Here is a 19331-nt window from a genome sequence, read left to right on the forward strand (position 1 = left end):
GGCGACTCCCAGCTAACGTGACAGTGGAGACCAAACCTAACCCTGCCTGAGGTCTGATTGTGAGCGACCTGCCTTTCGGTTTCAGCATGCCGAACGATCCCGATGACGAGTCCGGACGCCACTCTGGCGGCTCCGGCTCGGGTGCCGGCAGCGGCCGCCCGGGCGGGGGAGACTCCGGAATGCCGGACGGTTTCCCGTTCGGCGACCCGCAGCAGATGGCCAACATGCTGCGCCAGTTCGCCGACATGATGTCGGCGCAGCCCAGCCCCGGCGGCGGTGGCGGCGAAGCGCCGTCCTCCACGTCCGGGATCAACTGGGACATGGCCAAGAACATCGCGCGGCACACGGTGTCCCAGCACGGCGACCCGAGTATCCCGCCCCACGACTACGCCAAGGTCGAGGAGGCGCTGCGCCTCGCCGACCTGTGGCTCGACCAGGCTACCGACCTGCCGTCGGGCGTCCACACCGCTCAGGCCTGGAGCCGGTCGGAGTGGATCGAGAAGACGATGGACTCCTGGGCGCAGCTGTGCGACCCGCTGACGTCCAAGACGGTCCAGGCCATGGGGCAGAACCTGCCCGAGGAGATGCAGTCCGTGGCCGGTCCGCTGCTGGGCATGGTCCAGCAGATGGGCGGCATGATGGTCGGACAGCAGGCCGGCCAGGCCATCGGCGAACTGGCCCGCGAGGTGACCGGTACCACCGACATCGGCCTGCCGCTGGCCGGTGAGGGCAACGCGGCCCTGCTGCCGCCGGGCGTGGCCCGGTTCAGCGAGGGCCTGGAGATCCCCGACGACGAGGTGCGCCTCTACCTCGCGGCCCGCGAGGCGGCCGTCCACCGGCTGTACTCGCACGTGCCGTGGCTGCGCTCGCACGTGTCCCGGCTCGTGGAGGAGTACGCCGCCGGGATGTCGTTCGACGTCAGCGGCCTGGAGGACAAGCTCGGCGGGATCGATCTCACCAATCCCGAGGCGCTCCAGGAGGCGCTGTCGGGCGGTGTGGGCGGCGAGAGCCTGTTCCAGCCGGAGGACACCCCGCAGCAGAAGGCCGCCCTGGGCCGCCTGGAGACCGCCCTGGCCCTGATCGAGGGCTGGGTGGCCACCGTGGTGACCGCCGCGGTCGCCGACCGGCTGCCCCAGGCCGACGCGCTGGCGGAGACCACCCGGCGCCGCCGGGCCACCGGCGGTCCGGCCGAGCACACCTTCGCGGCTCTGGTGGGGCTGGAACTGCGGCCGCGCCGCCTGCGCGAGGCCTCCGCGCTGTGGAGCGCGCTGGAGCGCGAGCGCGGGGTCGAGGGACGCGACGCCGTGTGGCAGCACCCCGACCTGATGCCGACCGGGGCCGACCTGGACGACCCGGAGGCCTTCGTGCGCGGTGGGGAGTTCGGCGGGGCCGACTTCGACATCTCGACGCTGACCGACGACAAGCCGGGCGAGACCCCGAAGGACGGGCCCGACGACGACGGGGAGACGGGCACCGGCCGCGGAGAGGACGCCTGAGTGTCGCTGCACGCCGACGCCCGGGCCGTCCTGGACGCCTGGACCGCGCCCGACGCCCGGCAGGAGCGGCTGCGCCTGGCGTACCTGGCCCATCTGGACGAGCACGCCGACGCGATGTGGCGCACCTGCCGCCCCGGCCACGTGACGGCCAGTTCCGCGGTCATCTCCGCCGACGGCTCGCGGGTGGCGCTCACCCTGCACCGCTCGCTCGGGATGTGGCTGCAGACCGGGGGGCACTGCGAGGCCGACGACGCGAGCCTGGCGGCGGCGGCCCTGCGCGAGGCGGAGGAGGAGACCGGGATCCGCGGCCTGGAGCTGCTCCCCGAACCGGTGTCGCTGGACAGCCACGCCGTGCCGTGCGGTGGCGGGAGCGTCCACTTCGACGTGCGGTACGCGGTGCTGGCCCCGGCCGACGCCGTCCTGGTGCGCGACCCCGACGAGTCCACCGATCTCGGCTGGTTCCCGGTGGACGCGGTACCCGACCCGTCCGACGACGCCTGCCGTGACCTGGTCAGGGAGGCCGCTGCGGCCGTGGCCGACCACCGGGCCCGCGCGGGCCGCGGCGGGTAGGGACCCGCGGCGCCGACCGATCGGCGACCAGCCGTCGACGGTCAGCGGCGGTGTCCGGGCAGTCCGCGGTGCCGATCGTGGATCGGCCGAACACGGCCGAGCCGTCCCCGCGCGTGGCGGCGGTCAGCTCCCCCGGACGTCGGTGTCGCCGCCTTCGAGCGCGATCTCACCGTCGTCGAGCCGCTCGTCGGCGCCCTCGCCGCCGTGGCCGCACGGCTCCGTGCGGGTGGCGGCGCTGTAGCCCTCCAGGTAGCCGCGGGCGCGGTCCGCCTTGGGGTACCGGTGCACCAGGGCCCAGAACGCGCGCCCGTGGTCGGCGTGGAACAGGTGGGCGAGTTCGTGGATGAGGACGTAGTCGACCACCCACGCGGGCATCCCCATGAGCCGGCGGGAGATGCGGATGGTACGGGTGTCGGGTGTGCACGAGCCCCAGCGCGTGTTCTGGTTGTCCACCCAGCGGACGCTGTCCGGCAGCTCCGTGCCGCCGAGGTAGCGCCGGGCGAGCTCGACGGCGCGCTCCTGGAGCTCGGTGTCTCCGGAGTGGCGGCCGCCCTCCCGGGCTTCGAGCCGTTGCAGCATCCGTCCCACCCATCGCTTTTCCTCAGCGCGGGAGAACGTGGCGGGCACGAGGACGACCGTGGTGTCCCCGTCCCTGTAAGCCGACACCGTGCGTCGGCGGCGAGGACTGCGTCGTACCTCGATTTTGGTGTTCGAGGGCACGAACTTTACGGTAGCCGAGCGGAGAGCTTTCGCACAGATGTCCGGCGCCGGGTATGTCACGGCTTCCACCGGTTGCCCGTCCGGCGCCGCGCGGCCGAGAATCCCTGCCCTGTCGACCATTCGTCCCTGACCAGCGCCGTCTCGGGTCCGTGAGACAGGCCACACGACGGTGTTCGGCAGATCCTATTACACCGTTTGGTTATGAAAGTGAGACCGGACGGTGACCCCCGAAGGGCCCCGCCCGGTCGTCCGACGCCTCAGCTCCGGCGGGCACGATCACACCTCAACAGAGGCGCGACCACGCTATTTCCATGAGCCCCTCTTCCAGGCGACGCTCCGCGCGCTGGCTCGCGCGCAGCCGCCGCGCTCCGAGCCTGCGCTCCTCGCGCTCGCGCTCGCTCGGTTCGACGGACCGGTCGGTGTCGGACATGCGGATCAGTTCCTGCAGCATCATCGTGGTTCCTTCGGTGGTGGTGTCGGGAGGGTGGGCTGGGGGTCAGGTCAGGCCGCGACCGGCGCGGGGTTCTTCCGGGGACGACCGCGCGGGCGCTTGCGCGCCACGACCTGGCCGGCGACGAGCAGCTGCCCGCCCCAGACGCCCCACGGCTCCTTGCGGTCCAGCGCGTCCGCCAGGCACTGCTCACGCACGGGGCAGGCTCCGCAGACGGCCTTGGCCGCCTCGACGTCGGCGGGGGCCTCGGCGAAGAACAGGTCGGGCTCGGTACGGCAGGGAACGTTGGTGTCGCCCAGCCAGGGCGTCTCCAGGACCGACGCAAGCATCGGTGCCCTCCAAGATCTTTGATCGTTTCGTACAACGCGGTCGGTGATGTCAGTCACCGGAACCGGTCCGGTGAGGGACCTGGACCTGCGATGCCGCCGTCCTCTCCCGCGTCCCTGGGGGACGGAGAACGGACGGAGATACAAAGAAGGCCGCGGCCCCTGAATCGGGGTCCGCGGCCACGGTCGAAACTCTCGGCCTGTCCTGCTCTAGGCCGGAATCCTCCGTGGACACTCCCCCGGTGCGCCGTAACGGCGCGGGGTAGCTTCAGCTTCAGCGTGATCCGCCAGGGATTCGCCGGTGGGGGCGAAGCCGCTGCCAGCGCGCACACCACTGCCCTTGCCGGTGCCGATGAGCGCGGACAGGAGGTTCTGGCACTCTCGTGGAGAGCCCAGGTGTCCGTGCCCGCCGATGACTCCGGCGGCGCTGGCGATGGTGCCGACCCCAGCGGTGGCGTCCGCGCGACCGCGCATGGCGGTGCCCGTCTCAGCGGTCAGGGACCACGGACGCGACGGCATGGTGAAGCCGTTGGTCAACGAGAAGTTCGTCATCAGATCAGGCACCTCCTTCGGGTCGGGCGACAGGGTCTTGCACCTGTGCCAGTGGCGTTCATGGCGACGATGTACACACTATGGGTTCGCCGCGAAAATCAGCAACCTATTTTTGACCTGCGAGAACGTCCGCATCCGGCCACGAGTTCGCGGGAATCTTCCGGCGTCGGCGAGTGTTGCCGCGCCTTCGCGCGCCCGCTCAGCTCCAGCCCTCGGCGTCGATCACGCGGATCATCCCCTCCTGCACGACCGAGCACACGAGCTCGCCGTCGCGGGTGTAGACCAGGCCGCGCGCCAGGCCGCGCGCGCCCTGGGCGGTGGGCGTCTCCTGGGCGTAGAGCAGCCACTCGTCGGCGCGGAACGGGCGGTGGAACCACATCGCGTGGTCGAGGCTGGCCATGGAGATGCCGGCGAACGAGCGGCCGTGCCGGAGCAGGACGGTGTCGAGCAGCGTCATGTCCGAGGCGTAGGTCATCAGGCACACCTGGGTGAGGCGGTCGTCGGGCAGCTTGCCGTCGACCTTCAGCCACACCGGGTTGGTGGCGGTGCGCAGCCGCGGGTCCCGTTCGGCCTCGAAGGAGAGCGGACCCGTGGGGCGCAGCTCGATCGGATGCCAGGTGACGAACCCGGGCAGCTTCCCGAACGCCTCCTGGAGCCGCTCGCGCGTGCTCGGCAGGTCCTCGGGCGGCGGCACGTCCGGCATGGGGATCTGGTGGTCCAGGCCCGGCTCCTCCTTGTGGAAGGACGCCGACAACGTGAATATCGGCTTGCCGTGCTGGACCGCCACCACCCGTCTGGTGGTGAACGACCGGCCGTCGCGGACCCGGTCGACCTCGTAGACGATCGGCACCGACGGGTCGCCCGGCCGGATGAAGTAGGCGTGCAGGGAGTGGACGTAGCGGTCCTGCGGCGCGGTGCGCCCCGCGGCGACCAGGGCCTGGCCCGCGACCAGTCCGCCGAACACCCGCTGGGGCCCCTCCTCCGGGCTCGAACCCCGGAAGATGTTGACCTCGATGCGCTCCAGGTCCAGCACTTCGAGCAGGTCGTCCAGGGACTGCCCCCGGCCCTGCCCCTCGGCGATCTCACTCATCCGTCGACACCTCCACGTCCGCTCCGGGCGCCGCGCCGTCCGCGACGACGTCGGCCGCCTCCGCGCCCGCCACCAGCGCGAGCACCGCCTCACCGTAGCGGTCCAGCTTCACGGCCCCGACCCCGGACACCGCCGACAGCTGGGCGACGCTGCTCGGCTCCTGCTCGGCGATGGCCTGGAGGGTGGCGTCCGTGAAGATCACGTACGCGGGCACCTTCTGTTCCTGGGCGCTGGTGCGCCGCCAGTCGCGCAGCCGCTCCAACAGCGCCTCATCGTAGCTGGAGGGGCAGTCCAGGCAGCGGCCCAGCTTGCGCTCGGCCGCGTCGGACAGGGAGGTGCCGCAGACCCGGCAGCGGCTGACGCCGCCCTTGCGCCGCTCGGCGCGGCGGGAGGAGGTGGCGGGCGAGGCCGGGCGCAGGCCGTCCAGGAAGCGGGAGGGCTTGCGGGTGCGGCGCCCGCCCGGCGACCGCGCCAGCGACCAGGACATGGACAGGCTCTCTCGCGCGCGGGTCACCCCGACGTAGAACAGCCGGCGCTCCTCCTCCACCTGCTCGTCGGTCTCGGCGTAGATGATCGGCATCATGCCCTCGGTGAGGCCGACCAGGAAGACGGCGTCCCACTCCAGGCCCTTGGCCGAGTGCAGCGAGGCGATGGTCACGCCCTCGAAGCCGGGCGCGTGCTCGGTGGCCATGCGGGTGTCGAGCTCGTCGACGAAGTCGGCCATGGTGGCCGGACGGCCGCGGGCCCCCGCGGTGGCGGCCATGTCCTCGGCGAGCTGGGCCAGCGCCGAGAGCGACTCCCACCGCTCGCGGGCCTGGCGGCCCTCGGGGGCGGCCTCGGTCAGCCCGAGCGGCCCCAGGAGCTGGCGGACGGTGGAGACCAGGGGCTCGGCCTCCTCCCCCGCCACCTCGTGCCGGGCGCCGCGCAGGGTGTGGACGGCCTTCTTGATCTCGGGGCGCTCGAAGAAGCGCGCGGTGCCGCGCACGGTGAACGGCACGCCCTCGTCGGAGAGCGCCTGCTCGTAGGCGGCCGACTGGGAGTTGGTGCGCACCAGCACCGCGATCTCGCCCGCGGGCGTGCCGCCCTCCAGCATCACGGCGATCTGCCGGGCGACCCCGGTGGCCTCGGCGGGCTCGTCGTCGTACTCCTTGTACATGGGGTCGGGCCCGTCGGGGCGCTGGGCCCGCAGGGTCAGGTGCTTGGCGGAGGTGGTGCCGCGGGCCTGGGCGATGACGTGGTTGGCCACCCGCACGACCTGGGGGGTGGAGCGGTAGTCGCGCACGAGCTCCACCACGGTGGCGTGGGGGTAGCGGGCCCCGAACCCGGTGAGGTATCCGGGGGTGGCGCCCGCGAAGGAGTAGATGGTCTGGCTGGGGTCGCCCACCACGCACAGGTCGTCGCGGTCGCCCAGCCAGGCGTCCAGGAGCAGCTTCTGGAGCGGGTTGACGTCCTGGAACTCGTCGACGACGAAGTAGCGGTACTGGTCGCGCACGCGCTGGGCGATCGCGGGGTACTCGGTGATCATGCCCGCGGTGAGTTCCAGCATGGACTCGAAGTCGAGCAGGTTGTGCTCGCGGCGCAGTTCCTCGTAGGCCTCGAAGACCCGGGCGACCTCGGCCGCGGGCAGCGGCGTCTGGCGTCCCTGCTTGGCGGTCGTGCGCTCGTAGTCGGTGGGCCGCACCTGGGTGACCTTGGCCCACTCGATCTCGCTCGCGAGGTCGCGCAGCCCCGTGCGGTCGGGCTGCACTCCGACCGAGTTGGCCGCGCGCGCGACCGCCTGGATCTTGCTCTCGATGAGGGTGGGCTGCGGGCCGCCGACCACCTGCGGCCAGAAGAAGGAGAGCTGGCGCAGCGCGGCGGAGTGGAACGTGCGGGCCTGGACCCGCGGGGCGCCCAGTCCGCGCAGCCGGCCGCGCATCTCCCCCGCGGCCCGTGCGGTGAAGGTCACCGCCAGGATCTGCTGCTCGGAGACGACCCCGCTCGCGACCGCGTGGGCGATGCGGTGGGTGATAGCGCGCGTCTTGCCCGTGCCCGCTCCGGCGAGGATGCACACGGGGCCGCGCAGTGCGCGCGCCGCCTGGGTCTGCTCCGGGTCCAGTCCCTCCAGGACGCGGTCGGGGTCCATGGTGCTCCTGTGTGGTCGGGGCGTGCTGATGGGCGGCGGCCCGCACCGGCCGCGGGCCTGCGTCGGGGGCCGTGGCCCCGCCTGCCGTCCGGGCGGTGGCGGGCGACGGGTAGGGACAGTCTCTCAAGTATCGGGTGTCACGGGGAACGAACCCGACCACCGCCCGAACCCGTGGATGAACCTTGCACCATCGGTAAAACAGAACCAGTCGGGCTTGTGACGCGTCACACGGAGTGTCTCGCGGTCATGGGAAGCGCTTCGGGCCACGTGGTGTTGACATGTGGGACCAAGTGATTCCCATGACCGTAGACAGGATGACGTGAGCGAGATGACGACGACGGCCACCGAACAGTTCACGATGTACACCACTCCCTGGTGCGGCTACTGCAAGCGGCTCAAGAGCCAGCTGGCCCGCGAGGGGATCACCGGACGTGAGGTGAACATCGAGGAGCACCCGGAGTCCGCCGAGTTCGTGATGAAGGTCAACGGAGGGAACCAAACGGTTCCCACGGTGGTCTTCTCTGACGGAGCGGCGATGACCAACCCGTCGCTCGCTCAGGTGAAGAAGAAGCTGGCCGAGTTGGCGTAGGACGGAACTCGGGCCTCCCGGGCACCCCAGGTGCGAGGGAGGCCCCGGCCGCGGAGGGACCGCGGCCGAGCGGACCCCCACGCCCGCCCGGTCGGCGCACAGGACGATCACGACGGGGAGTGTTGAGTTGGGGGACGACATGAGGTCTCATGACATGGCGGTCGCCGGCGGGGCGGACGTCGGCGTGGTCCGGCGCACGCCGACCGGCTGGCGTGTCGGCGGCGGACAGGAGGTCCCCGACCTGGTGAGCGCGATGGTCCTCGCGGACCTGCTCACCAGCGAGGCGGGCGTACCGCAGCCGCGCGCACAGGCCCCCGGACGCGCGCCCGAGGACGCGTCCGAGGTGGAACGGCTGCGGCACACCATCGCGCAGCTGGAGCACGCGCTGCACTCGCGCGTGGTGGTGGAACAGGCGATCGGGGTGCTGGCCGAGCGGCACACGATGGCCCCGAGGGAGGCCTTCGAGCGGCTGCGCTCGTCCGCCCGGTCCCGCGGGCGCAAGGTCGCCGACCTGGCCCGCGACGTGGTGGAGAGCAGCACGAGCCCCCTGACGGCGCTGCCCGACGAACTCAACGGCACCACGCCGAACTAGGACGTGTATGGCGGACACACGCCCTAGTCCGCGCCCCTCGACCACCGTGCCCCCTGCCCCCGGCCGCCCGCGGGACTCCCCCGGTCACCACCCGCCGGGGAGCTCCCCGCCGTACCAGTGCTCGATGAGGGTCCGGGCGATGGAGACGCGCCCCGGGAGCAGGACCTCCTCGGCCCGGAGCGCGTCCCACAGCTCGGGGCGGGTGAACCAGCGCGTGACGCCGATCTCGTCGTCGGTGCGCTCGGTCTCGCCCACGGCGCGCGCGGTGTAGCCCATCATCAGGCTGCGCGGGAACGGCCAGGGCTGGGAGGACAGGTACCTCGGCTCCTCCACCACCACGCCCGCCTCCTCGGCGACCTCGCGGACCACGGCCTGCTCCAGCGACTCGCCCGCGTCGACGAAGCCCGCTAGGACGGAGAAGCGGCGCGCGTCCCACTTGGGGTTGTTGCCCAGCAGCATCTCCTCGCGGCCGTCGCGGTCGCGGTGCACCAGCATGATCACGGCCGGGTCCATCCGGGGGTACTGCTCGGTGCCCTCCTCCTCGCACACGCGCACGTGTCCGGCCGCCGCCATGGCGGTGCGGGCGCCGCAGCGCGGACAGAACCCGTGCGTGGCGTTCCAGTTGGCCAGGGCGATCGCCCGGGTGAGCAGTCCGGTGTCGCGGTCGTCCAGGACCGCGCCGACCTCGCGCAGGGAGGCGGGTTTCGCGTCCGGGCCCGAGACGAGTTCGGTGGGGGCGCGCACCGCGAAGTAGGCCCGCCCGTCCTCCACGCCGAGCAGGTAGCGCTCGCCCTCCGGCGCCTCGCGGGGCGTGGAGAGGACCAGTTCGGGCCGCTCACCGGTCGAGACCAGGGCCCGGGACTGCTTGGCCATGAGCGCCTGCCACCCGTGGTGGCCGGGATCGCCGCTCTCCAGGACCAGGACGCGCGAGGCCGGATCGGCCCAGGCCTTGTCCAGCCAGTTCTCGTCGAGTCGGCGGTGGCCTGCGGGGTCGATGGTGGAGCGGGACAGTGCGGGGATCGCGTCGGCGTCCATGGAACCTTCCAGAACTCGGGCGGCCGGAACGGCCAGGCCTTACTCCTACCTTTCTACGACGTCGCGGTGTCGCTCGGGACCTTTGCCCGTTCCCCGCTTCGGCCCGTGTCCGGCCTTCCTTCCCGGCGCCCTCGCGAGCTCGGCCGCGCACGCGGGGCGCTCCTCGGCGGTGAAGCCTCGACGGCCCGTGTGGCTGGACGGACCACGTCGTGCCCTGGGTCAGGGGCGGGGCTGGGCGGCGAGCTCCTGCCACAGGTAGGCGGCGCTCTCGGCGCCCTTGAGCAGCAGGGGGACCTCGACCTTCTCGTTCGGGGCGTGGATGCGGTCCTCGTCGAGGCCGACGGCGACGAACACCAGCGGGGCGTCGAGGGCCTCGGCGATGTCGGCCTCGGGGCCGCTGCCGCCCTCGCGGGTGTAGAGCACGCGGGTGCCGAAGGCGCGCTCCATGGCCGAACGCGCCGCCTTGACCGCGCCCGAGGACAGGTCGGAGGCGCAGGCGCGCACACCGGGGCCGCCGAACTCCAGCTCGGCCCGCAGGCCCGCGGGGGTGTTGGCCTCGACGTAGGCGCGCACGCGGTCCTGGACGTGCAGGGGCTCCTGGCCGGGGACCAGCCGGAAGCTGACCTTGGCGTGGGCGGAGCGGGGCACGATGGTCTTGCCTCCGGCGCCGGTGTGGCCGCCCCACATGCCGTTGATCTCGGCGGTCGGGCGCAGCCAGACGCGCTCCAGGGTGCTGTATCCGGCCTCGCCCCAGGGGGCGGTGGAGGCGGCCGTGCGGAGCCACTCCCGCTCGTCGAAGGGCAGCTCGGCGATGAGCGCGCGCTCCTCCGCGCCCGCCTCGACGACCCCGTCGTAGAAGCCGGGGACCGCGACGCGGTTGTCCGCGTCGTGCAGCCCGGACAGCAGGTCGCTCATGGCCTTGAGCGGGTTGGGGACGGCACCGCCGAAGGAGCCGCTGTGCAGGTCCATCGTGGGGCCGAAGAGGCTGATCTCGACGTCGGTGACGCCGCGCATGCCCACGCACATGGAGGGGGTGTCGGCGGCCCACATGGTGGTGTCGGAGATGACGGCGACGTCGCAGTCCAGCCGGTCCCGCCGGTCGCGCAGCAGCTCGGCGAAGTGCACCGAGCCGGACTCCTCCTCGCCCTCGACCAGGAGCTTGACGGTGACGGGCGGGGCGTCGGCGCCGGAGGCGGCCAGGGCGGCGCGCACGCCCAGCGCGTGGAAGAGGACCTGCCCCTTGTCGTCGGAGGCCCCGCGCGCGTACAGGGAGGTCCCGATCTCGGTGGGGACGAAGGGCTCGGTGTGCCAGGCCTCGACGGGGTCGACCGGCTGGACGTCGTGGTGCCCGTAGACGAGCACGGTGGGCGCGCCGGGGTCGGCGGCGGGCCACTCGGCGAACACGGCGGGCAGGCCCGGGGTCTCCCAGACCTCGACCGTGGGGAAGCCGGTGGCGACGAGGTGGTCGGCCAGCCACCGGGCCGACCGGCGCACGTCGTCGTGGTGCCGGGGGTCGGCGGAGATCGAGGGGATCTCCAGCCAGGCCTTGAGGGAGGAGAGGAACTCGTCCCGGTGGTCCTCGATGTAGGCGCGCGCGTCCATCTGCCGTCCTCGTCTAGACATCCGTGTCGGATTCGAGACTAGAACCTGGACGAACCACCACGAACCCCGCCCCGGTCCGCGTCCACGTCGGTGTGGACCGACGGGGAACCATTCCGGCTGCGGGAGACTCGAATGTGCACGGGGCGGGAACGACCCGCCCGACGATCGAGAGGAACCCCCGTGGGCTCTGCTCCCTCAGCCGCCATCGCCGAGCGGTTCGGCCGGCTCTTCGACACGCTCGACTCCGACAACGACAAGACGATCACCTGGGACGACTACAAGCGCCTGGTCGACCGCTACGTCTCCGGGTACTCGCTGGACGAGAACGACCGCCGCATGCAGGCGATCCAGACCTCGTACCACATGCTGTGGCTGGAGCTGCTGCGGCACTCGTCGGCGTTCGAGGCGGGCCTGGACCGGGAGACGTTCGTCAGCGCGCTGCACGCCGCCTCGGAGGACCGGAGCCGGTTCAACATGACCGAGGGCGTGGCCGAGGCCGCCTTCGACCTCCTGGACGCCGACGACGACGGCACGATCAGCGAGGCCGAGTACGTCGAGTACGCGGAGGTGCTGGGCGTGGCCGTCGACACCGCGTGGGACCGGTTCAAGGTCCTGGACACCGACGGCGACGGGTTCATCAGCCGCGAGGAGTTCGTCCTCTCGGCCCGGGAGTTCCTCTTCGGCGACGACACCGACTCGGCCGGCGGGTTCGTCTTCGGCCTGATCTGAGCCCCCCGAACCGGCCCCCGCGGGCTCAGCCGGGCTCGGGCACGGAGGCGATGAGCGCGGCCAGGCCGTCGGCGTCGAGCAGGTCCGCCGGGCGCACGGTCTCCCCGGCGCCGACGTAGTGGAAGGCCGCGCGCACGTCCTCCAGGCCGACCTCGGCCAGGTCCGACCAGGCCAGCCGGTAGGCGGCCAGCTGGACGCCCACCGCCCTGCGCTCGGCGTCGTTGCCGGGCGGGCGCCCGGTCTTCCAGTCGACGACGTCGTAGGTGCCGGTCCCGGCGTCGTGGAAGACCGCGTCCATCCGGCCGCGGATGAGGCGGTCGCCGATGACCGTCTCGAAGGGCACCTCCACCTCGACGGGGGTCCGCGCGCCCCACTCGCTCTCCTCGAAGCGCCGTTGCAGCTCGGCGAGGTCCTCGTCCTCTCCGGCGGTCTCGTCGGCGGCTCCGGGGAGCTCGTCGAGGAGCGTGGCCTCGTGGCCGAAGCGCCGCTCCAGCCACGTGTGGAAGGCGGTGCCCCGGCGGGTGTGCGGGGCCGGGGGGCGCGGCAGCGGGCGCCGGATCTGTCGGGCGAGGGCCTCCGGGTCGCGCGCCAGCCACACCATCGACGACACCGACAGGTGCGCGGGCAGCTCGACCTGGACCGGCCCCTCCCCGGGCCCCGACGCCTCCTGGTGGCGGTGCGCCAGCAACAGCTCGGTGTCGCGTTCCCAGCCCTGGAGGCGGCGGCGCAGCCCGGGCGGGGCCGGCGCCCTCTCCCGCGACTCCCCGGCCAGCATGGCGGCCCGGGCGCGCTCCACCAGGGCGGCGCCCGCGGCGATCTGCGCGCGGCGGGCCGCGCGCGGATCGGGTGCCGGGCCGCCCGTCCCGTCGGGGTCGGCGGCGGGCGCGTCCGCCGCGGTGTGCTCCACCGGCGGCCACACCGCGGTGTCGTCCTCCTCCTCGTGCGGGTTGGTCGCCTCGGGGTCCGGCGGCGGGTCCCAGCGCGCCACGGTGCCGGAACCGCTCTCACACGCCTGCCTGACCTCCTCCAGGAACTCGGAGGGGCCGCGCGGGGCGGTGCCGGTGCGGCCCCACCAGTGCCCGGTGCACACCAGGGCGAACGAGGCGCGGGTGACGGCGACGTAGGCCAGCCGCCGCTCCTCCATGAGGTGGCGCGCCTCCTCCTCCGCCTTGAACGCCGCGATGTCGTCCTTGCCGACCCCCCGCAGGACCGGCAGGCTCGCGCGGTCGCCCCGCAGCGGATAGGGCAGCAGGCGGTCGGCCTTGACCCAGGCGAACGAGTCGCGGGCCTTGGCGGGGAACAGCGGCGCCGACCGGCCCGCGCTCACCCCCGGCACCACGACGACCGGCCACTGGAGCCCCTTGGCCCCGTGCATCGTCATGAGCTTGACGCTGTCGGAGCCGCCCACGCGCTCGCCCGGTGCCAGTCCGCTCTCGTTCTCCTCGGCCGCGTTGAGGTAGCTGAGGAAGCTGCCGAGCGTGGGGTCCTCGCTGTTGCCGACGAACCGGACGGCGTGGTCGACGAACGCGTCCAGGTCGGCCCGCGCCGAGAGCGGGTCGCGCCCCGAGCGCGCCCCCACCTCGATGTCCAGGCCCAGCATCCGCTCGATCTCGGTGACCAGGTCGGGCAGCGGCTGGCCGACGAGCTTGCGCAGGGCGCGCAGCTCCTCGGACAGCAGTCCCAGGCGCTCGTAGGCGGTCGGGGAGTAGTTCTCGGCGGGTCCGGGGTCGTCCACGGCGTCGACGAGGCTGCCGCTCTCGGCGGTCAGGTCCAGGACGGTCCGGCGCAGCAGGTCCGCACCGGCGTCGTCGCCGGCGCCGTCCTCCCCGGCTCCCCCCGGTCGCCCGCCGTCGCCCGTGCGAGTCGCTTCGCGCGAGAACGGGCCGCCCCCCTCGGCGGACGCCTCCGGCGCGCTCGTCCCGGTGAGGTCGCGGCGGGTGTGCCGGGCCAGTTCCGCGGCTCGGGAGCCCAGGGCGGCCAGGTCGCGCGGCCCCAGCCGCCACCGGGGCCCGGTCAGCAGGCGGGCCAGCTCGTTGCCCGCGGAGGCGTCGTGGACCACGCGCAGGGTGGCGATGATGTCGCGGACCTCGGGGACGAGCATGAGGCCGCCCAGCCCCACGACCTCCACCGGGATGTCGAGGGCCTCCAGGGCCTCGCGCAGCGGCGGGAACTGCGCCCGTTTGCGGCACAGGATCGCGATGTCGCCGGGGCTGGTGCCGCCGTCCTCCGCGCCGCCGGACTCGCCCTCGGGCCAGGCGAGGAAGTCCGGCGCGGTGTGGGCGCTGCCGGGCTCGCCGGGTTCGGCGCGCACGAGGCTGTACACCTGCTGGGCGATCCAGGCGGCCTCCTCGGTCTCGGTGTGGAAGAGCGCGGTGACCGTGGTGCCCCGGCCGCGCCGGGCGGGACCGGGGTGCAGGACGGGCACGTCGCGGGCCTCGGCCCGCAGCGGCTCGGCGATGCGGGCGGCGACCCCGAGGATCCGCTCGCCGTTGCGGAAGCTCGTGGACAGGCGGCGGACCGGCGCGGGGCGGCCGGGGCCGACCGGGAAGTCGGTGGGGAAGCGGGTGAGGTTCGCCGCGATGGCGCCGCGCCATCCGTAGATCGACTGGCAGGGGTCGCCGACCGCCGTGACCGCGTGGCCGTCGCCGAACAGCGACCGGAGCAGGACCAGCTGGGCGTGGCTGGTGTCCTGGTACTCGTCCAGGAGCACGACGCGGTACCGGCCGCGCTCGATGAGCCCGACCTCGGGGTGGTGTTCGGCGATGCGCGCGGCCAGCGCCATCTGGTCGCCGAAGTCCATCGCCTCGCGCACGTGCTTGGCGTGGTTGTAGCGCTCCACCAGCGGCAGGAGCTGCTCGCGGCGCCGCTGGGCGTCGACGAGGTCGCGGGTGGCCGCCGTGGGCCTCTTCGGCAGCGCGTCCACGCCCGCCTGGATCCACCTGCCCACGCCCCGCACCTGGTCGGTGGTGGTGAGGTGGTCGGCGATCTCGCCCGACAGGTGGAGCACCCGCTGGATGACGGTGTCGGCCCCCACGGTGATGAGGTCCATGGGCCCGTCGTACTCGCCCACCACCCTGGCGGCGAGCTGCCACGACTGGCCCTCGCTGAGCAGGCGGGCGGTGGGCTCGACGGCCTCGCGCAGGGCGTGGTCGGCGACGATGCGCCCGGCGTAGGCGTTGTACGTGGACACCGTGGGCTCGCCGTCCAGCAGCTCCTCGGGGAACTGCTCGGTGGCGCGCAGCTGCTCCAGGCGCCTGCGGACGCGTTCGGCGAGCTCGGCGGTCGCCTTGCGGGTGAAGGTCAGGCCGAGCACGTGTTCGGGGCGCACCAGCCCGTTGGCGACCAGCCAGACCACGCGCGAGGCCATCGTCTCGCTCTTGCCGGAGCCGGCGCCGGCGATGACCACGCCGGGTTCCAGGGGCGCGGAGATCACCTCGGCCTGCTCCGCGGTCGGTTCGGGCTGTCCGAGCAGGCGGGCCAGCTCGGGCGGGGAGAAGCGTGGCACGGGCGGCCGTTCGGCGGCCTCCTCGGTTTCAGACATGTCGGCCCTCGTCCTGGACCGGGCAGCAGGCGCGCACGGCGCACGACCTGCAGCCCTTGTTGCGGGTGGCGGTGAAGCGCGAGCCTCCCATACCGGTGGCGACCTCGCGCACCAGGTCCTCGGCCCACCCGGGGTCGGGGTCCTCACCCAGGGGCGGCTGCGGCTGTTCCCGCACCCTGTTGGTGAAGGCCGCCCCGCCGACCTGGACGAGCGAGGCGCCGCCGGGCTCGGTGAGGCCGAGCTTGGCGAAGGCGCCCTTGAGCACGGCCATCTGGTAGACCCCGAGCTGGGGGTGGCGGGCCAGGTCGTCGGCCTTGCCGGCGCCGGTCTTGATGTCGACGACCACGGCGCGGCCCTGGTCGTCGCGTTCGAGGCGGTCGACGCGGCCGGTGATCTCGATCCCGCCGACGTCGACCTTGAAGCCCTCTTCGGTCACGACGAGTTCGCGTTCGTTGGCGGCGTCCCACGCGACGAGCTTGCGGACCATCTCGTCGGCCCGCTCGCGCTGCTTGTCGGCCTGCCAGGGGCCGCCGAAGTCCAGGTCGGACCAGATCTCGTCCATGCGCGCCCCGATCTCGTCGGCGCCGCTGCCCTGCGCGACGAGCACGGCCACGGCGTGCACGACCGTGCCCAGGGCGGAGGCGGAGTCGCCGGAGGAGGCGCCCGCGGCGCGCTCCAGCAGCCAGCGCAGCTGGCAGTTGGTGAAGCTGTCCACCTGGGAGGGGGAGACCCGGATCGTGTCGTCTTCGCCCGCCAGGGGCCCCTCGTCGCTGAAGGGGGTCAGCGCGTACCACTCGGAGGGGTCGGCGCCGCGTACGCCCTCCTCGGCCAGGCGCGCCAGGTGGGCGGCGGCGGCCTCGCGCAGGGGTTCGGGCGCGGAGGGGTCGGTGACCACCGAGCGCAGGTCGGCCACGAGCGCGGGCAGGGAGAGCCAGCGGCGGCCGGTGTTGACCGGTTCGGGGCCGCCCGTGCCCATCTCCGCCAGGAAGCGGGAGGGGCGCTCGTCGGTGTCCTCGCCGCCCACGGCGGTGACCACGAGGGTGCGGCGGGCCCGGGTGAGGGCCACGTAGAACAGTCGGCGCTCCTCGTCCAGGAGCTTGGAGGCGAGGGCCGCGCCGGAGGAGTCGGCGGCGTGCACGTCGGCGTCCACGAGTTCCTCGACGCCGAGCAGGGAGCCCCGCAGCCGCAGGTCGGGCCACTCCCCCTCCTGGACCCCGGCGACGACGACCAGGCCCCACTCCAGCCCCTTGGAGCGGTGCGCGGTGAGGATGCGCACGGCCTCGCCCTCGGGCGCGCGCTCGGCGAGGCTGTCGCCGGGGATCTCCTGGGCGGCCAGGTCCTCCAGGAATCCGGCGGGGGCGCCGGGGGGCAGGCGGTCGCAGTAGCGCGCCGCGCTCTCGAAGAGCGCGACCACGGCGTCGAGGTCGCGGTCGGCGGCGGCGCCGCGGCGGCCCCCGGCCAGGCTGGCGCGCAGCAGGCGGTCGGACAGCCCGCTGTCGCGCCACAGCTCCCACAGGACCTGTTCGGCGTCGGCCCCCCGGGCGGCGAGGGTGCGCACGGTGCGCAGCGCGGTGGCGACCCGGGTGGCGGGCGCGGCGACCTCGGGATCGACCAGGGCCAGCTCGCGTGGGTCGTTGAGGGCGTCCACGAGCAGCTGGGCGGAGGGGCGGTAGCCGCCGTCGCCCTCGCTGGCCCGGTCCAGGTCCAGACGGCGCAGGGCGCGCAGCAGGCGGCGCAGCCGCACGGAGTCGGCCTCACCGAAGGGGCTGGTGAGCAGCTCGCGGGCGGCCTCGTCGTCGAGCCGGTCGGGGGCGAGCCCGTAGCGGATGAGGGCGAGCAGGGGCCGCACGATGGGCTCGGCGGCCACCGGGAGGTCATCGGAGCCCACGACCACCGGGACCGAGGCGGCGGTGAGGGCGCGCCGCAGGACCGGCAGCTGGCGGGCGGAGGAGCGCACCAGGACGGCCATGTCCGACCACGGCACGCCGTCCACCAGGTGGGCGCGGCGCAGGGTGTCGGCGATGACCGCCGCCTCCTGGGTGGCGCTCTCCGCCAGCATGACGCGCACCTCGCCCTCGGGAACGCCGTCGGCCGGTGCCAGGTCGCGGTGCTCGTTGACGTGGCCTCCCGGTGAGGGGACGGCCGGCAGGCGCCGGGTCAGGGCACGGGAGGCGGCCAGCAGCCCGGCGCCGCTGCGGCGGCAGGTGCGCAGGGCCACCACCGGCGCGGGGGTGCGCCGCCGGGTGGGGAAGCGGTGCGGGAAGTCGAGGATGTTGCCGACCTCGGCGCCGCGGAAGGCGTAGATGGACTGGTCGGGGTCGCCGACGGCGATGAGGTCACGGCCGTCCCCGGCCAGCGCGCGCAGGAGTTCCTCCTGGGCGGGGTCGGTGTCCTGGTACTCGTCGACGAACACGGTCTCGTGGGCGGCGCGCTCGCGGGCCCGCACGTGGGGGTCGGCGAGCATGTTCGCGGCGACCCGGACGAGCTCGGCGTAGTTGAGCGTGGGCACGGGCGCGATGTCGAACCGCCCGGTGTAGCGGTCCAGGAACCCGGCGGCCGCCGTCCAGTCGTCGCGGTCGCGCTCGCGGCCGAGCCGGTCGAGCTCGGCGGGGCCGAGGCCGCGCTCCTGGGCGCGCATGAGGAAGTCCCGCAGCTCCTCGGCGAAGCCGCGGGTCTCCAGGGCCGGGCGCAGGCGCTCGGGCCACTCCCCGGCGCCGTCGCCGAACTCCCCGGTGAGGAGTTCGCGCACCTCCATCAGCTGCTCGGGGCCGGACAGCAGCCGGGGCGGCAGGTCGCCCATCCGCTGGAACTCACGGCGGATGAGGGCGTAGGCGTAGCTGTGGAAGGTCAGGGCGAGCGGTTCGCGCGTGGTGCGGCGCAGGCGGGCGGTGATGCGCTCGCGCAGTTCCTGGGCGGCCTTGCGGCTGAAGGTCAGCACGAGGATCCGCGAGGGGTCGACGCCGCGCCGGTCCACGCGGTCCACGACCGCCTCGACGATCGTGGTGGTCTTGCCGGTCCCGGGACCGGCCAGCACCAGGAGCGGACCGCCCTCGTGGTCGACCACGCGCTGCTGGTTGACGTCCAGCACCGGTGGCGGCTGCACCTGGTGGGCGCGCCGGACGAGTCGGTACCTGGGATGTTCCACGCCCCCAGTTCACCAGAGGGCGGCGACCATCCCGGACGCACCGGGAGCGCGCCGGGTGCTCCTCAGCCCCGGGAGTGCCCGTCCCACCGGGCCCGGCGCATGTCCACGCGGTCACTGCCGGGGCGCATCGGCGTGCCCTCGGCGGCGTAGTGGGACAGCGCCCGGACCTCGTGCCCGGCCGCCGGCCGACCGTCGGAGCGCACCACCCGCCACCAGGGAACTCCCCCGCCCCAGGTGGACATCACGGTGCCGACCTGGCGCGGTCCCCCGCGCCCCACGTACTCGGCGATGTCGCCATAGCTCATCACGCGCCCGGACGGGATGTCCTCGACCACGGCGAGGACCTCGTCGGAGTACTCGTCCGGCCCGGCCTCCGGGTCCGTGCGCTCGGCTGCGTTCGTCACAGCCCGCACCCTATCGACCCCTGCCCCTGTGGTCCCGCTCACCGGCATCACAGGGGCCCATGGTTGGCTGCCCCCTTAGCGGACTCCCGAGAGGTTCAAGGTGAGCACGACCGCTCACCGCGACCCCAGGGGGCCGATCCGGGCCAAAGCGAGGAACGAGCGGAGGCCCAAAGCAAGCACAGAGAGGGCGCCGACGGGTCCTGGAGTGGCTGGAGGTGCGCTCCCGAGGAACGAGGGCGTGCACCGGAAGGACCGAAGGCCCCATCTCAAAGGCGCCCGGGCCAAAGCGAGGAACGAGCGGAGGCCCAAAGCAAGCACAGCGAGGGCGCCGACGGGTCCTGGAGCGGCTGGAGGTGCACTCCCG

General features: G+C 73.6%; 16 protein-coding genes. 5 read left to right on the forward strand and 11 right to left on the reverse strand.

All coding sequences use genetic code 11. The features are described 5' to 3' along the window. Positions 1 to 59: 59 nt before the first annotated feature. The gene (locus ADL05_RS21995; RefSeq protein WP_053618897.1) at positions 60 to 1496 is read left to right on the forward strand and encodes a zinc-dependent metalloprotease; all 1437 of its coding nucleotides are present in this window, start codon (positions 60 to 62) and stop codon (positions 1494 to 1496) included. Beyond that, positions 1497 to 2066 (forward strand): NUDIX domain-containing protein, encoded by a 570-nt coding sequence (locus ADL05_RS22000; RefSeq protein WP_053618898.1) that lies wholly within the window; start codon positions 1497 to 1499, stop codon positions 2064 to 2066. It abuts the gene before it with no gap. A 123-nt stretch (positions 2067 to 2189) separates the two neighbouring features. On the opposite strand, the gene ADL05_RS22005 is transcribed toward ADL05_RS22000, so the two are convergent. From ADL05_RS22005 to ADL05_RS22025, 6 genes are all read right to left on the reverse strand, one after another. Continuing rightward, positions 2190 to 2786, reverse strand: coding sequence for a M48 family metallopeptidase (locus ADL05_RS22005; RefSeq protein WP_082376741.1), 597 nt, complete (start codon positions 2784 to 2786; stop codon positions 2190 to 2192). A 283-nt stretch (positions 2787 to 3069) separates the two neighbouring features. Further along, positions 3070 to 3237, reverse strand: a complete 168-nt coding sequence (locus ADL05_RS31230) for a hypothetical protein (RefSeq protein WP_197285892.1) — start codon at positions 3235 to 3237, stop codon at positions 3070 to 3072. Positions 3238 to 3287: 50 nt separating this feature from the next. Next, positions 3288 to 3566: a WhiB family transcriptional regulator gene (locus tag ADL05_RS22010; protein ID WP_053618900.1), complete on the reverse strand. Its 279-nt coding sequence runs from the start codon at positions 3564 to 3566 to the stop codon at positions 3288 to 3290. 207 nt (positions 3567 to 3773) lie between these two features. Beyond that, entirely contained in the window at positions 3774 to 4127 is a 354-nt protein-coding gene (locus tag ADL05_RS22015) for a hypothetical protein (protein ID WP_156365966.1), read from the reverse strand. 187 nt (positions 4128 to 4314) lie between these two features. Further along, a complete protein-coding gene (tesB, locus tag ADL05_RS22020) occupies positions 4315 to 5205 on the reverse strand; it encodes an acyl-CoA thioesterase II (RefSeq protein ID WP_053618902.1) in 891 nt (296 codons plus the stop codon). Beyond that, positions 5198 to 7330: an ATP-dependent DNA helicase UvrD2 gene (locus tag ADL05_RS22025; protein ID WP_053618903.1), complete on the reverse strand. Its 2133-nt coding sequence runs from the start codon at positions 7328 to 7330 to the stop codon at positions 5198 to 5200. Before ADL05_RS22025 ends, tesB begins: the two co-directional genes overlap by 8 nt. A 328-nt stretch (positions 7331 to 7658) precedes the next feature. Between ADL05_RS22025 and ADL05_RS22030 the strand changes: the two genes are divergently transcribed. Both ADL05_RS22030 and ADL05_RS22035 read left to right on the forward strand, forming a co-directional pair. Continuing rightward, positions 7659 to 7919, forward strand: a complete 261-nt coding sequence (locus ADL05_RS22030) for a mycoredoxin (RefSeq protein ID WP_053618913.1) — start codon at positions 7659 to 7661, stop codon at positions 7917 to 7919. A gap of 139 nt (positions 7920 to 8058) precedes the next feature. Next, positions 8059 to 8511, forward strand: a complete 453-nt coding sequence (locus tag ADL05_RS22035; RefSeq protein WP_053618914.1) for an ANTAR domain-containing protein — start codon at positions 8059 to 8061, stop codon at positions 8509 to 8511. A gap of 84 nt (positions 8512 to 8595) precedes the next feature. Here the strand turns inward: ADL05_RS22035 and nudC are convergent, their stop codons facing one another. Together nudC and ADL05_RS22045 are read right to left on the reverse strand one after the other, a co-directional pair. After that, complete coding sequence (nudC, locus tag ADL05_RS22040) at positions 8596 to 9546, reverse strand: NAD(+) diphosphatase (protein ID WP_053618904.1); 951 nt, start codon at positions 9544 to 9546, stop codon at positions 8596 to 8598. A 219-nt stretch (positions 9547 to 9765) separates the two neighbouring features. Beyond that, on the reverse strand, positions 9766 to 11148 hold the full coding sequence (locus tag ADL05_RS22045) for a dipeptidase (RefSeq protein ID WP_053618905.1): 1383 nt from the start codon (positions 11146 to 11148) through the stop codon (positions 9766 to 9768). A 180-nt stretch (positions 11149 to 11328) separates the two neighbouring features. Here ADL05_RS22045 and ADL05_RS22050 point away from each other — a divergent pair, with 180 nt between their 5' ends. Continuing rightward, a complete protein-coding gene (locus tag ADL05_RS22050; protein WP_197285893.1) occupies positions 11329 to 11877 on the forward strand; it encodes an EF-hand domain-containing protein in 549 nt (182 codons plus the stop codon). Positions 11878 to 11902: 25 nt separating this feature from the next. Here the strand turns inward: ADL05_RS22050 and ADL05_RS22055 are convergent, their stop codons facing one another. From ADL05_RS22055 to ADL05_RS22065, 3 genes are all read right to left on the reverse strand, one after another. Next, a complete protein-coding gene (locus tag ADL05_RS22055) occupies positions 11903 to 15418 on the reverse strand; it encodes an ATP-dependent helicase (RefSeq protein ID WP_053618907.1) in 3516 nt (1171 codons plus the stop codon). Then, positions 15411 to 18563 carry an ATP-dependent DNA helicase gene (locus ADL05_RS22060; protein ID WP_231640861.1) on the reverse strand — a complete coding sequence of 1051 codons (3153 nt, stop codon included), beginning with the start codon at positions 18561 to 18563 and terminating at the stop codon, positions 15411 to 15413. Before ADL05_RS22060 ends, ADL05_RS22055 begins: the two co-directional genes overlap by 8 nt. Before the next feature lie 62 nt (positions 18564 to 18625). After that, complete coding sequence (locus ADL05_RS22065; protein ID WP_053618909.1) at positions 18626 to 18967, reverse strand: MGMT family protein; 342 nt, start codon at positions 18965 to 18967, stop codon at positions 18626 to 18628. Positions 18968 to 19331 lie beyond the last annotated feature (364 nt).

Source organism: Nocardiopsis sp. NRRL B-16309 (genome assembly GCF_001279585.1).
Classification (GTDB): domain Bacteria; phylum Actinomycetota; class Actinomycetes; order Streptosporangiales; family Streptosporangiaceae; genus Nocardiopsis.

Bases quoted from the DNA above. Each gene is read 5' to 3' on its own strand.
- ADL05_RS31230 (WP_197285892.1), bottom strand. From the start codon at position 3,237: ATGCTGCAGGAACTGATCCGCATGTCCGACACCGACCGGTCCGTCGAA.
- ADL05_RS22030 (WP_053618913.1), top strand. From the start codon at position 7,659: ATGACGACGACGGCCACCGAACAGTTCACGATGTACACCACTCCCTGG.
- nudC (WP_053618904.1), bottom strand. From the start codon at position 9,546: ATGGACGCCGACGCGATCCCCGCACTGTCCCGCTCCACCATCGACCCC.
- tesB (WP_053618902.1), bottom strand. From the start codon at position 5,205: ATGAGTGAGATCGCCGAGGGGCAGGGCCGGGGGCAGTCCCTGGACGAC.
- ADL05_RS22045 (WP_053618905.1), bottom strand. From the start codon at position 11,148: ATGGACGCGCGCGCCTACATCGAGGACCACCGGGACGAGTTCCTCTCC.
- ADL05_RS22055 (WP_053618907.1), bottom strand. From the start codon at position 15,418: ATGTCTGAAACCGAGGAGGCCGCCGAACGGCCGCCCGTGCCACGCTTC.
- ADL05_RS22010 (WP_053618900.1), bottom strand. From the start codon at position 3,566: ATGCTTGCGTCGGTCCTGGAGACGCCCTGGCTGGGCGACACCAACGTT.
- ADL05_RS22035 (WP_053618914.1), top strand. From the start codon at position 8,059: ATGAGGTCTCATGACATGGCGGTCGCCGGCGGGGCGGACGTCGGCGTG.
- ADL05_RS22025 (WP_053618903.1), bottom strand. From the start codon at position 7,330: ATGGACCCCGACCGCGTCCTGGAGGGACTGGACCCGGAGCAGACCCAG.